Origin of the sequence: Brucella ciceri, from assembly GCF_041930145.1 — a bacterium.
Taxonomy (GTDB): Bacteria; Pseudomonadota; Alphaproteobacteria; order Rhizobiales; family Rhizobiaceae; genus Brucella; species Brucella intermedia.
In genome coordinates this window covers 338,557-352,588 of the sequence record NZ_JBHEEV010000006.1, presented here as the reverse complement: position 1 = coordinate 352,588, position 14,032 = coordinate 338,557, and the positions used below count along the sequence as shown (strand labels likewise).

Genomic DNA, 14,032 nt, shown 5'->3' with positions numbered 1-14,032 from the left:
CATTTGAAATGCCGGGAGTTAGGAGGCGGAGGTGCTCCGGTTCGCCTTGTCCATGCGATCCTCTATGGCATTCCGGTCATCTTGCCGGATGCCGACCAGTTCGGCCACCCGCCACATCACGTCTGCCTCGACTTCGCTCACCTTGCCGTCGGCATAAACCATTTCCCACATCAGGCCGATCAGGTCGAGGCGAGCCTGATAGTCGAGCTGCCGCTTGAGGACAGACGTGAAATCCGACAGATCGATTGCTTCCTGATCGGCTTTTTCGGCTGCACGGATCAGCCGCTTCAGACTGTCGCCCTTCAGACCATATTTCAGCGACAACATTGAAGAGAGCTTCTTGCGCTCGCTTTCACGCGTTTCACCGTCAGCATCCATGATGTGATAAAGCAGGGCAGCGGCAGCCAGTCGCGGGTCGTCATTGGAAAATTTTTCATTCCGGTCACGAAAACCGCTGGCCGGAAGTTCTTTTAGAAAATCCAGAAGACGATCGAACATTCAACCTCGCTGCCACATTCAGAGTTTGCCGACCGTATCGGCGGCGTTGGCATATTTCATCAGCAAGATTGAAGGTAACGGGCTGGATACGCCGCGCAAGGCGCTAAGCGGCCTATACAACCGTTTAGCGTCCAAGAGTTGCGCTGCGTTGTTTTTCGGCAACGATCAGCGGGGCAGAATCAGAATAGCCGCAATCCGCTCTGCGCCTTTTGAGCAGTTTGGCCTTCATCGACGCCCGGATCATCCACCACGATATGCGCGTGATGCTGCCCATCCTCTGAATCACTTGCGCCGGTAACATCAACAGGCACAGGCGGCTTCATCTCGTCGAGCTTGGGCACCGGAGGCACGGAGGGCCCCTTGACTGGCTCGGCTGCTGGCACGATGACCACAGCCTCCTCAACATCGCGAACGATCGGCTTGTTTTCGGCACGCACTGCAGCTGCCGTGACCCCGGCTTTTTCCCCCGGCTCTGCCAGAACGATCTGATTGACCGGTTTGTTTTCCACCGGTCCCTTGATTTCGGGTTTCTCCGCCTCGATAACCGGGGCCAGTTCCACCACAGGAACCTTCCACTCGAAACTGTTCAGCCGTCCGCTAACAGGCGATACCGGCGACCATTGTTCGGAAACATAGCCATCGGCGGTCCAGGCAGGATCGCGCGGTGCCTTGACGGCGCGCGCCAGCCATTCACGAACCTTGCCCTGATCGCCGGTTTCAGCTTCTTCGATGTCAGCAAGCAGCAGATAGGCGCTTTCGCGCGGCGACGCACGCAGAACCTGCTCGGCATTGTCGCGGGCAGACCGATAATCGCCAGCCTCGTAAGCCGCACGCGCCAGGGCGAGACTGCCCTCGGCATTGTTGGAGCGCAACGATACGAGATGCTTGGCACGCTTCAGGCGATCCTGTGCCGTATCACCGGATCGGGCATAGACATAGGTTGAGGCAATGTCAGGATGCGGAAAGCGTTTCCAGGCCGCTTCCAGAATTTTTGAACCTTTCCGGATATCACCATCGGAAAATAGCGCACGCGCAGCAACCACGGCGGCGGGAACCAGATCGGGTGCGAGCTTGTTCGCCTCCAGCGCAAGCGTCCGCGCCTGCGCATGATCGACATCGACGACCGCCATTGCCTTGGCTGTCAAAAGCGCGGCGCGCTCTTTCTTCACCACGTCCTTGCCGTGGCTGAGCGCCTGCTTGCGTGCATCGACAAGCTTCAGTGCGGCATCCCAGTCGCCCTCGGCACAAAGCTGGCCTATCACGGCCGACGAAGCCCATTCGAGTTGCGGGGCCTGGGCGGCGGCTTCGGCGGCATAATGGCGGGCGGCATCGCGAGCGCCCACGCGCTGGGCTTCGATATAAAGTCCACGCAAGCCGAGCAGCCGGGTCTCGGGATCGTCCACCATCGCCTCGAAACCCTTGCGGGCATCTTCCGTGCGCCCTTCGAGCATGGCCGTCTGTGCTTCCAGAAGCTTTATCAGCGGCTCCTGATCGGAACTCAACAACTGGCCTGCCTGCTTCGTCATGCGGCGCGCGGCTTCGGCATCGCCTGCACCGGCTGCGATCAGTCCGGTGGAAAGCGATTGATAGCCCCGGTCTCGCTTGCGTGCACGAAAATGACGGCGCAGCGTGTAAGGGGACTGTATGATGCTCTTGACCAGCCACCACAGGATGAGGATTGCCGCGACGATGGCAACGATCCCCGCAACGGCGGTAATCAGCGGCACATTGTAGTGGTTGCCCGCGAAAGTGACATCGAGTTCGCCCGGACGGTCCGCAAGCCAGGCAAAGCCGAAGCCAAGGGCAGCAACGATGACGAGATAGAACAGGACCCGCAGCATCGGCTCGTCTCCTATTGGCCGGAAGAGGCCGGAGCCCCGCCGGTTTCATCTGCGGACGCCTTGGGTTTCAAGCTGTCGGCAACAAGTCGCTGCACAAGCGCATCGGCATCACGCCGCGCCCGCATCTGATCGGCAAATTCCTGCGAAGTCACCTTGGCATCGGCAGGCAACTGTTCCCACTCGGTGAGCGCGCGCTCCAGATCGCCAGCCTGAAGGGCAGCTTCCATACGGGCGGTGATCGGGCCGACGCCGGTGCCGCTGACATTGCCAGCAACAGGGCGCACGCTGACCAATCCTCTGGCGCTGGCGACAAGCTGGTCCCAAATCCCGGCGTCTGGAGGCAGCTTGTTCTCTGTTGCAACAATCCGGTTTGCGACGGCACCGAACCACGCATTCAGGTCTGCAACAGTCGGGACGCCCTTGTCGGCGTGGGCGCGCAACTGTTCGATGGAGGCTTCATCCGGTGCAATCGACGCATAAGTGTCGAGTTCCGCCTTGAACGAACCGCCGCGATCGATCGCCATTTTCAACGCGTTGGCTGCTATCAGCACCGTCGCATCCGGCTGCCGGGAAGCCTGAGTGACCTTTTCCTGCAAGGAGGTCAGTTTCGATTCGAGCGATGAAATCGTGCCGGTATTTCCCGTAACTCCGGCTGTCGCCTCATCGGCCCTGTTTTGCGCGGCTGAAAGCTTGGTTTGCAGCGCGTCGAGTCGCTCTGTCAGAGCAGACGTATCGGCTGCGGCCTGCTGGCCAGTTTCCTTCGGCAATGCCGCCATTTGCTGCTGGAGATCGGCAAAGGAACCTGCAACTGCCTCCGCCTTGATTTCGGCTGCCTGCACGTTCTTTTCCAGAGCTGCAAGCTGCGCGCGGCTTGCATCGTCGAGTGGCGCCGGTGCCGGATTGCTCCGCAGATCGGCGATCTGCTGTTCCATATGCGCCAGCTGTTCCGCCGTCACTTTCGCCCCCGGAGACGGGATAACATTGCCCCATTGCAGGGCCAGCAGACCGCCAAGCCCGATCACGCCGCCCGCAATACCGGCAAGGAGATGCGACGCCCCCGCGCCGTTCTTTTGTGCAGGCTGCGGGATTTCTGGTTTCACACCTGACGTAAAGGGCGGTTTCGCATATGCCACACTTTCAGGCTTTTCCGTCTTCACGGTCTTTTCGGCGGTTGACGATTCCGCCTTGGGTGGGACGGGCTTTGCAGCTTCCGGCTTCGGGCTCTCGGATTTTGAAAAATTTCCCACCGGCTCCGCGTCTGGCGTTGCCTTCGCTGGTTCGTCAACCCGCTTCACATCCGAGGGATCGAGATTGATCGTCACGGGATTACGGGCCGATTTGGAATGTCGCGGAGTGCCGGGTTTCGCCATGGATCCTCTCGAAAGTGCCGATTGGTTGACTCAAACTCTAGCAGATAAAATCGCCAGATGAAGGAAGGTTGCGCCAAAATGAGTCAAAGTTTGGCAAACAGCCGGAAAAGTCCTTCTTCATCGGGATGGTCCGCAACAAGCGCATTTGCCCGCCAGACCGGCGGCAATCGGCCAGCTACACGGGCCGAAATGCACAGGAATCGTGTTTTCTCGTCAAAAGGCGGTTCGATTTCGCGCATCGCAGCCACGAGGCTCGTCGCTGCAACACCGGAATAGAGCATGACTGCGGCAAAAGGCGTGTCGCCCAGCGCATTTCGAAGTGCCACGCTCGTATAAGCGATCGCCTCGGTGTCGTAGACATCGACGGCATGCATATCAAGTTTCGCAGCCTTCATTTCGTCTTCAAAAACCGGCTGGCGCACCCTTCCGGCGAGATAAAGGATACGGGCCTGTTCGGGAAGTTCGCGCTGCATGGTCGCCGCAAGCCGAACCGCATCGCCGCCGCCGTCGATAACGTGGCCGAAACCGGCCTTCCGTGCGGCCTGTGCCGTTCCCTGCCCCACGGCAAAGAGCGGCAAGCCAAGAAACGGCTTCAGCCGTTCCATATCCAGATGGCGAAAGGCATTGGCGCTCGTCACTGTCAAAGCCGCAAATGAGCCTTCGGGGAAAGCGAAGGAAAGCGCAATGGTCCGGCTCAGCGGAAGCAGAACCGGTTCATAGCCCCCAGACACCAGTCTTGCGGCGGTCTCAGAGCCAGCTGGCTGTGGCCGCGTCACCAGAACACGGCCGAGCGAAATGGCGTGCGCCCGCCCCGTCAAGTCTACTCCCAGCCTTCAAAGAATTGCGGACCCGCCTTGGCGCGTATCCGCTCTGCTGCTTCCCTACCCAGTGCGGCGGCATTCGATACCGGACCCTCAGCCCTTATTTCATGCGCCTCAGACCCGTCCGGCTTCAGGATCATGCCGTGGAATGAAACCCTATCGCCGTCCACGGTTGCGAGACCCGCTATTGGCGTGCGGCAGGAACCGTCAAGGGCAGCCAGAAACGCCCGTTCACAGGCAAGGGCTATACCTGTTTCGCGATGTGCGAGAGGCGCCAGCAGCGCATCGATGCGTGTATCCCCGATACGAGTCTCGATCCCGATGGCGCCCTGTCCCGGTGCGGGCGGAAAGCTTTCCGGATCGACCAACTCGGTAATGACATCACCAAGGCCCAGACGCCGCAACCCCGCGCAGGCGAGAAATGTCCCGTCGACTTCGCCAGCTTCCAGCTTGCGCAGACGGGTATCGACATTGCCGCGAAAGATCACCACTTGTATGTCGGGTCGAAGGCGACGGATCAGGGCCTGACGACGCAATGATGACGATCCGACCGTCGCTCCTTGCGGCAGGTCGAGAAGCCGAGAGGCCGTGCGGCCGATAAAAGCATCGCGCGGATCTTCGCGCTCAAGGAAAACGGAAAGATGAAGACCGTCCGGCAGGACCGTCGGCATATCCTTGGTCGAATGGACGGCGAGATCGATTCGCCCGTCCGTCAGCGCCTGCTCGATTTCTTCGGTGAAAAGCCCCTTGCCGCCGATTTCGGAAAGCGCGCGATCCTGAATGCGGTCGCCCGCCGTCGACATGGGAACGATTTCTATGGCTTCTTCCGGAAGACCATGTGCCTCCATCAGGCGGCGACGCGTCTCGTAAGCCTGGGCGAGAGCAAGCTTGCTGCCCCGCGTGCCTATCTTCAACGTGCCATTCTTCAAGGATGCTGTTTGCATATTGCGTCGTCCATGGTACCGGATTTTTCAATGAATTATGAGACAGGCAGGGTCTAACCGCAAATGCGCATTCTTGGAATAGAAACAAGTTGCGACGAAACAGCCGCCGCAATCGTCGAACGCGGCGATCGGGGCGAAGGACGGATTCTGTCCAACGTGGTTTTGAGCCAGATCGCCGAGCACGAGCCCTATGGCGGCGTGGTGCCGGAGATTGCCGCCCGCGCTCACGTGGAAGCGCTGGACAGGCTGGTGGAACGGGCGCTGGACGATGCTGGCATGAAGCTTACCGATGTCGATGCAGTGGCAGCCACGGCAGGACCGGGACTGATCGGGGGACTGATCGTCGGACTGATGACCGCCAAGGCGCTGGCCATGGCTGCGCAGAAGCCGTTTTATGCCGTCAACCATCTGGAAGGTCACGCCCTGACGGCGCGTCTCACCGATGGTCTGGCTTTTCCCTATCTGCTGCTGCTCGTCTCCGGCGGTCATACGCAGATGGTTCTGGTACGCGGCATTGGCGATTACGAACGCCTTGGCACCACGATTGATGACGCACTAGGCGAAGCCTTCGACAAGACAGCCAAACTTCTGGGCCTACCCTATCCCGGCGGCCCGGCAGTTGAACGCATGGCGCTTCAGGGCGATCCGAAGCGATTCGCCCTGCCACGACCGTTGAAAGGCGAAGCACGGCTCGATTTTTCCTTTTCGGGCCTCAAGACTGCCGTGCGTCAGACGGCGACCGAGCTGGTGCCGTTGTCGGATCAGGACGTGGCCGATATTTGCGCCTCTTTTCAGGCTGCAGTTGCCGACACGCTGTCCGATCGGGTGGGCCGATCGCTGGAACGTTTCAGAAATGAATTTCCCGATTGTGAAACACCGGCGCTCGTCGTCGCTGGCGGGGTTGCAGCCAACAAGACGTTGCGAGCCGCGCTGGAAAGTCTTTGTGCCCGGCATGGTTTCAGCTTCATCGCTCCGCCGCTCGATCTGTGCACGGACAATGCCGCGATGATCGCCTGGGCTGGTGCCGAGCGGGCAACAACCGGAGCGCCTGATAGGCTTGATCTCGCGCCGCGCTCACGCTGGCCGCTTGATGAGAAATCAGCTCCGCTGATCGGCACCGGACGACGCGGAGCTAAGGCATGAGCGGTCGGGGCATGAGCGGAAAAACCAGCAAGATTGCCATTCTGGGCGGCGGCGCCTGGGGCACGGCCCTTGCGGCCATGGCAAGCAGCAGCGGCCACGACACATGGCTTTATGCCCGCGACGACGAGACGGTCGAGGCCATCAACCGGACACAGCGCAATCCGCGCTATCTGGGCGAAATCGCGCTTCCCGTCGCTATTCAAGCAAGCACGGATGTTGCCGCGGTCGTAGATGGTGCGGATGCCGTTCTGGCGGTCATTCCTGCCCAGGCCATGCGTACCGGGCTTTCGCAATTGAGCAGCCTCATTCCGCAAACAGCGCCCGTCGTGCTTTGCGCCAAGGGGATAGAACGCGCCACCGGGCGGCTGATGTCGGAAGTGGTGGCCGAGGTTCTGCCGAACCACCGGATTGCCGCACTCTCCGGTCCAAGCTTTGCGACGGATGTTGCTCGAGGCCTGCCGACTGCCGTGACGGTTGCCTGCGAGGATGCGGCAACCGCCGATCAGCTCGCAGCGCTTCTATCCGGCCCGGCTTTCCGTTGCTATTCGACGACCGACCTTAAAGGCGTCGAAATCGGCGGCGCATTGAAAAACGTCCTTGCCATTGCCGCCGGTGCCGCCGTCGGGCGCGGGTTTGGCGCAAGCGCGCAGGCCGCACTCGTCACGCGGGGTTTCGCGGAACTGCGCCGCATCGGACAGGCCATGGGGGCTAAGCCTGAAACGATCATGGGCCTTTCCGGCCTTGGCGATCTGATGCTGACCTGTTCCTCGTCGCAGTCGCGCAACTATTCCTACGGACTGGCATTTGGACGCGGAGAAGACCTCACCAATCGCCCGCTCGCCGAAGGCGTGGCCACCGCGCCGATTGCCGCCGAATTATGCCGCAAACACGCCATCTCCGCCCCCATCATCGATGCGACGGGCGCACTGCTGGACGGCACCATCACCATTGACGAAGCCGTGACGGCTCTGCTCAACCGACCACTCAAGACCGAGGACTAAACAACTAGAGCATTTCCTTTTTTGATTGAATCATTGGAAATGCTCTATCTATTTGTTTTATCGCATGTCTTTGACCCGAAACCGGTTCCCACTTTCGGGAGACATGCTCTAGGGCGCATCCCGAAAAGTGTGAAACGGTTTTCGGACAAGACCATGCTCCAACGGAAAGGACGATTGACAATGCTTTTTGCTCTTCTGTGCAACGACAAGCCGGACCATCTGCAAGTGCGCCTCGATACGCGCCCGGCCCATCTCGATTATCTCAAGGCTCTTGGTGACGGGTTGAAGTTCGCAGGCCCCTTCCTTGGGGAAGACGGCAAACCGAACGGCAGTCTGGTCGTTGTGGAAGCTGCCGACCAAGCCGCAGCGGAAAAGATCGCCGCCAATGATCCCTATGCATTGGCAGGGCTGTTCGAGAACGTGACCGTGCGCCCGTGGAACTGGGCAATCAACAATCCGGCCAACGCTTGAGGCTCATGACTGATGGCTTACTGGCTGTTCAAATCCGAACCCTTCAAATGGTCATGGGAAATGCAGAAAGCCCGTGGCGAAAAAGGCGAGCAATGGGATGGTGTGCGCAATTATCTCGCGCGCAACAACATGCGCGCCATGAAACTGGGCGACAAGGGCTTCTTCTATCATTCCAATGAAGGGCTGGAAGTCGTCGGGATCGTCGAGGTCTGTGCGCTGGCGCATCACGACAGCACAACGGACGATCCGCGCTGGGAATGCGTGGATATCAGGGCTGTCCGCGACATGCCGAAGCCGGTAACGCTGAAAGATGTGAAGGCCAATCCGAAGCTTGAGAAAATGGCGCTCGTCACCTCGATGCGCCTTTCGGTGCAACCGGTGACGGAAGATGAATGGATCGAAGTCTGCCGCATGGGCGGACTGGACCGAAAGGACGCTCTGGCATGAGCGTCTCATCTTCCAATCGGAACCCGCTTTGGAAAAGCATGTTCTGATGCTCGATCCGGCACATAGAACCGCGCGCGATTTCATTCTGGCCAATACCAGTCTGCAAGCGCCACCGCATGTGCCGGAAATTCGCCTGCATCTCGCCGACGAAGCCCATGACCTCTGGCACAAGACGGAGGAAGAGCTTGCCACAATCGGCCTGCCGCCGCCCTTCTGGGCTTTCGCCTGGGCGGGCGGTCAGGGTGTGGCGCGCTATATCCTCGATCATCCCGAAACAGTCAAAGGCAAGACCGTTCTCGATTTCGCGTCGGGTTCCGGCCTTGTCGCCATCGCTGCCATGCAGGCGGACGCTGCAAGCGTGCTGGCATCCGATATCGATCCCTTCGCGCTTCCCGCCATTGAGATCAATGCATCGGCCAATGGCGTGACGGTTTCCCCCACTCTGGATGACCTCATCGGCCAGGACGGCGGCTGGGATGTGGTTCTGGCAGGCGATGTCTTTTATGAAAAGCCGCTCGCCGAGCGGCTTATTCCCTGGTTTTCGAAGCTTAGCCAACGCGGCGCCCGCATCATCGTGGGTGATCCGGGCCGCGCCTATCTGCCCAAGGAAAAGCTGCAACAGCTTGCCGTCTATACCGTGCCTGTCACCCGCGCCCTTGAAGATGCGGAGGTCAAGCGCACGACCGTCTGGAGCTTTAGTTAAGCGAAACGCTTCGCGCCCGCCACGCAGACCACCACCACAGCTGCCGTCGCCACCATCCCCATGCTGACGGGTTCACCAGCAATACCGGCAGCCAGCATAAGCCCAAAGAAGGGCTGGAGAAGCTGCAACTGGCCGACACTGGCGGCTCCGCCCTGTGCGAGACCGCGATACCAGAAGAAAAAGCCGATCAGCATCGAGAACAGCGAGACATAGCCTAGGCTTATCCAGGCTGGCGTGCCGATGCCGACCCATGTCTCCGGACGCGTCATGACGCTCAGCGGCAGCATGACCGGCAGCGAGAACACCAGCGCCCAGCAGATCACCTGCCAGCCGCCGAGCCTGCGCGAAAGCTGCGCGCCTTCCGCATAGCCCAGCCCGCAGACGATAACGGCAGCGAGCATCAGCACGTCACCCAGAAGGGTAGACTGGCTCCCCTGCCCATAGGCATAGGACGCGACGATGAGGCTCCCGACCACGGAAAACAGCCAGAACATCGGACGCGGACGCTCCCCTCCGCGCAGGACAGCGAAGATTGCGGTAGCGAGCGGCAGCAATCCGATAAAGACAATCGCATGGGCGGAGGTCATGTGCTGGAGTGCCAACCCCGTGAGAAGCGGAAAGCCGACAACCACGCCGAGCGCCACCACGACCAGCGAAATCACGTCGTTGCGGCGGGGAAAAGGTTCCCGAAAGGCCAGCAGAAGCGCCAGTCCCAGCGCACCGGCAATGGATGCGCGCGCCATTGTCAGGAAGGTTGGATCGATATCGATAACGGCCAGTCGCGTTGCCGGCAGCGACCCGGAGAAAATCAATACACCCAGAAATCCGTTGATCCATCCCGCAGTTTTACTCCCAACATTTTTACGCATTGTGTCTTTTCGGCTTTCTCTAAAATCGTATAAGGATTCGCGAGACAATGCCGTGAAACTGCCGGATTAATCAGGGACAGTTTCCGGACAATTCTGACAAACTGTACTGGTACAAGGGATAGTACAGATGATTTCGACGGGCCTGCTGCGCAGCCTCGAAGCTGTAGAAGCCGCTTATGCAAGCGGCGAAATCGAGCGCGGCAAGGAGAACGCCGCCGTCGACAAAATCCCGCTCGTCGAAAGGGTGATGGGCATTATTCGCGGACGCATTACCGCGATGAGCCTCGCACCCGGCGCCAGACTGCCTTCCATCCGTCGCCTCGCCGAAACCATGAACGTGTCGAAATCCACCGTCGTCGAAGCTTATGACCGGCTGGTGGCGGAAGGGATCATCCAGTCGCGGCGCGGTGCCGGATTCTATGTTTCGGAGCGCGCGCGCCAGCCGTTTTCGCTCGCCGCCCATACACCGCACAAGGAACGCCAGATCGATCCGTTCTGGGTCATGCGCCAATCGCTGGAGGCAAACGAAGCCACCCTGAAGCCGGGATGTGGCTGGCTGCCCGATGCGTGGCTTCCGCAGGATGCGATTCGGCGCGCGATGCGCATGGTCGCCCGGGATGAAACAAGCAATCTCGCGACCTACGGCGAACCGCTGGGCTTCCGGCCCATGCGCCAGCATCTGGCCCACCGGCTCGGTGAACAGGGGATCGACGTTTCGAGTGGAGAAATATTGCTGGCCGATTCCGGCACGCAGGCGCTCGATCTCATCTGCCGCTACCTTCTGCAGCCGGGAGATACGGTTCTGGTCGATGATCCCTGTTATTTCAACTTCCAGGCCGCGCTCCTGACGCATCGGGTCAAGATCGTCGGCGTCCCCTATACCCCTACCGGTCCCGACCTCGAAGCCTTTGCGAGCGCTGCGAACGAACATGCGCCAAAACTCTATATATCCAATGCAGGGCTGCATAATCCCACCGGCGGCTCAATGACACCGGCCACGGCGCACCGGCTGCTGAAGCTCGCCGAAGCGCACGGCATCACGCTGGTCGAAGACAATATCTTTGGTGACTTTCACCCTTCGCCCGCGCCGCTGCTCGCCGAGCTCGACGGGTTCGATCGCGTCCTGCATATCGGCAGCTTCTCCAAGACGCTGTCGGCGGCCGCCCGCGTCGGCTATATCGCCGGGCGTCGCGACTGGATCGACGGGCTCACCGACCTGAAGCTCGCAACAAGCTTCGGCGGCAATGCATTGTCACCGCAGATCGTGCATGCACTTCTGACCGACGGCACCTATCGCCGCCATGTCGACAGCCTGCGCGCCAAGCTGGCCGACACCATGACGCTGACGGCCAGCCGCCTGAAAGCCGAGGGCCTCACGCTCTGGACCGAGCCGCAGGGCGGCATGTTCCTTTGGGCAAAATTGCCGGATGGGCTGGACTCTGGACAGGTTGCCCGGCATGCTCTGGAAAAAGGCGTGCTTCTGGCACCCGGCAACGTCTTCAGTCCCTCGCGCACGGCTGGCGCCTTCCTTCGCTTCAACGTCGCGCAGTCGCTGGAACCATACGTCTTTGCGGTGCTCCGCGACGCAATGCGGGACGCCCGCAGCAAAGCCGACGGCTGAAAACACCCTCGGCATTAGCGCTCTCGCATCGAAAACAATTTCAACCAAAAGAAGCACAGTCATCCGGACGGCTCCGGTTATACTCCTGCGACATGTCTTTGGAGGAGACATCGCGCATTGCATCGTCGATCTGGCGTCGAATGACATGATGCCATGACGATACAGCGCAGGGAGAACGGAGAGAGCAGGCTGGCGATGCGTTCGCGCCTGCTGGGAGGGAGTATCATTGAATACGCACCAGTCCGGGGCGGATACGCTTTCGCGTCCCGAAGATGAAAAACTATCTGTCACGGCCAATCTGGCTTACGGTTTCCAGCATGTGCTGACCATGTATGGAGGCATCGTGGCGGTTCCGCTGATCATCGGACAGGCGGCAGGCCTCAGCCCGGCCGAAATCGGTCTGCTGATCACTGCGTCGCTTTTTGCCGGCGGCGTTGCAACCGTCCTGCAAACCATCGGCATCCCCTTCTTCGGCTGCCAGTTGCCTCTGGTTCAGGGGGTCTCCTTTTCGGGCGTCGCAACGATGGTCGCCATCGTCACTTCGAGCCAGACCGGCGAGGCAGGCTTGCAGGTCGTGCTGGGCGCCGTCATCGCGGCAGCGGTGATCGGCCTTATCATCACGCCGATATTCTCGCGGATAACGCGTTTCTTTCCGCCGCTCGTCACCGGCATCGTCATCACCACCATCGGTCTGACGCTGATGCCGGTAGCAGCACGGTGGGCCATGGGCGGCGACAGCAACAGTCCCGAATTCGGCAGCATGGCCAATATCGGCCTTGCAGGCCTTACGCTGGTTATCGTTCTCATTCTCAGCAAGATGGGCAATGCCACGATTTCCCGGCTTTCGATCCTGCTCGCCATGGTCATCGGAACCTTAATCGCCTGGGCGCTCGGCATGACGGACTTTTCCCGGGTGGGCGAAGGCTCGATGATGGCGCTGCCTGAAATCTTTCATTTCGGAATGCCGGTATTCAGCCTTGCGGCAACGCTCTCGATGTTCATCGTGATCATGGTTACGCTGGTCGAGACTTCTGCGGACATTCTGGCCGTCGGTGAAATCATCGGCACGAAAGTGGATTCACGGCGTCTGGCCAACGGCCTGCGTGCGGATATGCTGTCCAGCATCCTATCGCCCGTCGTGGGCTCGTTTACCCAAAGCGCTTTTGCGCAGAATGTCGGCCTTGTCGCGGTAACGGGTGTGAAAAGCCGCTATGTCGTGGCAACCGGCGGGCTGATTCTCATCACGCTCGGTCTCTTGCCGGTAATGGGCCGGGTGATTGCCTGCGTTCCTCCGGCTGTTCTGGGCGGGGCGGGCATCGTCCTGTTCGGCACGGTGGCTGCAAGCGGCATCCGCACGCTTGCCAAGGTGGACTACGAGAACAATATCAATCTCATCATCGTGGCAACCTCCATCGGGTTCGGCATGATCCCGATTGCCGCGCCGCAGTTCTATCACCACTTCCCGACCTGGTTTGAAACCATCTTCCATTCCGGCATCAGTTCGGCGGCGTTGATGGCTATTGCGCTTAACCTGATGTTCAATGAGATCAAGCTCGGCAACAGCAACCAGATGTCGGTCTTTGCGGAAGGTACGGAACGCATCATCCGCCATCACAACATCGCAGAGCTGCATGACGGGGATTATTTCCTGAACGGCAAGCTTTACGATGCCAATGGCAACGAGGTCAAAGTCGCCGCCATACACTGAAACAACTATCTCAGGACGCGGATCACGGTCCGGTCCGTCAGATGAGGCAGGAGGCGCGCCATGTCGGCGCGCCTCAATGCTATGCAGCCTTCGGTGGGTGTATAGCCGGGGCGCGCCAGATGAAAGAAGATCGCACTGCCGCATCCGCGGCGGCGCGGCGCGATGTTCCAATCCATGACGATGCAGACATCGTAGAGATCGTCTCGTCGCCACATATCCTCATGACTTGCGGCATAAGGCAGCCTGACAGGCCGGTTGTAGTTGGCATCGGAGGGCGCATCGCACCAGCCGTCGAGACGGCGAACGCGACCAAGCGGCAGCCGTGAGGAGGGCAGCAAACCCTTGTCGCCGCGACGGTATCCATAGAGCAGCCGCATCGTCGCCAGAGGCGTCGCACCATCACCTTCACGCTTGAAAGCGCTGATTCCCCCCTTGCCAAGAGCACATTCCAGCACCAGATTGCCCGCAACAAGCAAGCCGCGAGTCTTGTGGCCCGGTTTGGCCCGCACATCAATGACGCCAATTCCCCGGCTGATTTCGTATCTGGCCAAGCCCCCGCCTCCGTGACATGCATGTTTTAAAACCGTTGGCGGCG

General features: G+C 60.1%; 14 protein-coding genes. 7 read left to right on the top strand and 7 right to left on the bottom strand.

What is annotated here, in order from left to right; translation table 11 throughout:
* Nucleotides 1–18: 18 nt before the first annotated feature.
* The 5 genes from JNC63_RS14705 to hemC form a co-directional block, all read right to left on the bottom strand.
* Nucleotides 19–498: a tellurite resistance TerB family protein gene (locus JNC63_RS14705; RefSeq protein ID WP_063619745.1), complete on the bottom strand. Its 480-nt coding sequence runs from the start codon at nucleotides 496–498 to the stop codon at nucleotides 19–21.
* A 179-nt stretch (nucleotides 499–677) separates the two neighbouring features.
* Nucleotides 678–2,339, bottom strand: a complete 1,662-nt coding sequence (locus tag JNC63_RS14700; RefSeq protein WP_063619746.1) for a heme biosynthesis protein HemY — start codon at nucleotides 2,337–2,339, stop codon at nucleotides 678–680.
* 11 nt (nucleotides 2,340–2,350) lie between these two features.
* A complete protein-coding gene (locus JNC63_RS14695; RefSeq protein WP_063619747.1) occupies nucleotides 2,351–3,709 on the bottom strand; it encodes a COG4223 family protein in 1,359 nt (452 codons plus the stop codon).
* A gap of 83 nt (nucleotides 3,710–3,792) precedes the next feature.
* Entirely contained in the window at nucleotides 3,793–4,527 is a 735-nt protein-coding gene (locus JNC63_RS14690) for a uroporphyrinogen-III synthase (RefSeq protein WP_063619748.1), read from the bottom strand.
* A gap of 2 nt (nucleotides 4,528–4,529) precedes the next feature.
* Nucleotides 4,530–5,474 carry a hydroxymethylbilane synthase gene (hemC, locus tag JNC63_RS14685; RefSeq protein ID WP_063619749.1) on the bottom strand — a complete coding sequence of 315 codons (945 nt, stop codon included), beginning with the start codon at nucleotides 5,472–5,474 and terminating at the stop codon, nucleotides 4,530–4,532.
* Nucleotides 5,475–5,537: 63 nt separating this feature from the next.
* Between hemC and tsaD the strand changes: the two genes are divergently transcribed.
* The 5 genes from tsaD to JNC63_RS14660 all read left to right on the top strand — a co-directional run bounded on the left by tsaD (nucleotide 5,538) and on the right by JNC63_RS14660 (nucleotide 9,239).
* Nucleotides 5,538–6,617: a tRNA (adenosine(37)-N6)-threonylcarbamoyltransferase complex transferase subunit TsaD gene (tsaD, locus tag JNC63_RS14680; protein ID WP_063619750.1), complete on the top strand. Its 1,080-nt coding sequence runs from the start codon at nucleotides 5,538–5,540 to the stop codon at nucleotides 6,615–6,617.
* Nucleotides 6,618–6,628: 11 nt separating this feature from the next.
* Nucleotides 6,629–7,618 carry an NAD(P)H-dependent glycerol-3-phosphate dehydrogenase gene (locus JNC63_RS14675; protein WP_063620049.1) on the top strand — a complete coding sequence of 330 codons (990 nt, stop codon included), beginning with the start codon at nucleotides 6,629–6,631 and terminating at the stop codon, nucleotides 7,616–7,618.
* Between the two features lie 180 nt (nucleotides 7,619–7,798).
* Nucleotides 7,799–8,089, top strand: a complete 291-nt coding sequence (locus JNC63_RS14670) for a YciI-like protein (RefSeq protein ID WP_063619751.1) — start codon at nucleotides 7,799–7,801, stop codon at nucleotides 8,087–8,089.
* A 12-nt stretch (nucleotides 8,090–8,101) separates the two neighbouring features.
* Nucleotides 8,102–8,536 carry an EVE domain-containing protein gene (locus JNC63_RS14665; protein WP_063619752.1) on the top strand — a complete coding sequence of 145 codons (435 nt, stop codon included), beginning with the start codon at nucleotides 8,102–8,104 and terminating at the stop codon, nucleotides 8,534–8,536.
* Nucleotides 8,537–8,582: 46 nt separating this feature from the next.
* Nucleotides 8,583–9,239 (top strand): class I SAM-dependent methyltransferase, encoded by a 657-nt coding sequence (locus JNC63_RS14660; RefSeq protein ID WP_063619753.1) that lies wholly within the window; start codon nucleotides 8,583–8,585, stop codon nucleotides 9,237–9,239.
* Here the strand turns inward: JNC63_RS14660 and JNC63_RS14655 are convergent.
* On the bottom strand, nucleotides 9,236–10,108 hold the full coding sequence (locus tag JNC63_RS14655; RefSeq protein ID WP_063619754.1) for a DMT family transporter: 873 nt from the start codon (nucleotides 10,106–10,108) through the stop codon (nucleotides 9,236–9,238). The two genes, JNC63_RS14660 and JNC63_RS14655, sit on opposite strands and share 4 nt — an antisense overlap.
* Nucleotides 10,109–10,235: 127 nt before the next feature.
* Between JNC63_RS14655 and JNC63_RS14650 the strand changes: the two genes are divergently transcribed.
* Both JNC63_RS14650 and JNC63_RS14645 read left to right on the top strand, forming a co-directional pair.
* Nucleotides 10,236–11,729: an aminotransferase-like domain-containing protein gene (locus tag JNC63_RS14650; RefSeq protein ID WP_063619755.1), complete on the top strand. Its 1,494-nt coding sequence runs from the start codon at nucleotides 10,236–10,238 to the stop codon at nucleotides 11,727–11,729.
* Nucleotides 11,730–11,955: 226 nt separating this feature from the next.
* On the top strand, nucleotides 11,956–13,437 hold the full coding sequence (locus JNC63_RS14645; protein WP_374846436.1) for a nucleobase:cation symporter-2 family protein: 1,482 nt from the start codon (nucleotides 11,956–11,958) through the stop codon (nucleotides 13,435–13,437).
* A gap of 5 nt (nucleotides 13,438–13,442) precedes the next feature.
* Here the strand turns inward: JNC63_RS14645 and JNC63_RS14640 are convergent, their stop codons facing one another.
* Complete coding sequence (locus JNC63_RS14640) at nucleotides 13,443–13,988, bottom strand: L,D-transpeptidase family protein (protein ID WP_021587466.1); 546 nt, start codon at nucleotides 13,986–13,988, stop codon at nucleotides 13,443–13,445.
* Between the last annotated feature and the right edge of the window lie 44 nt (nucleotides 13,989–14,032).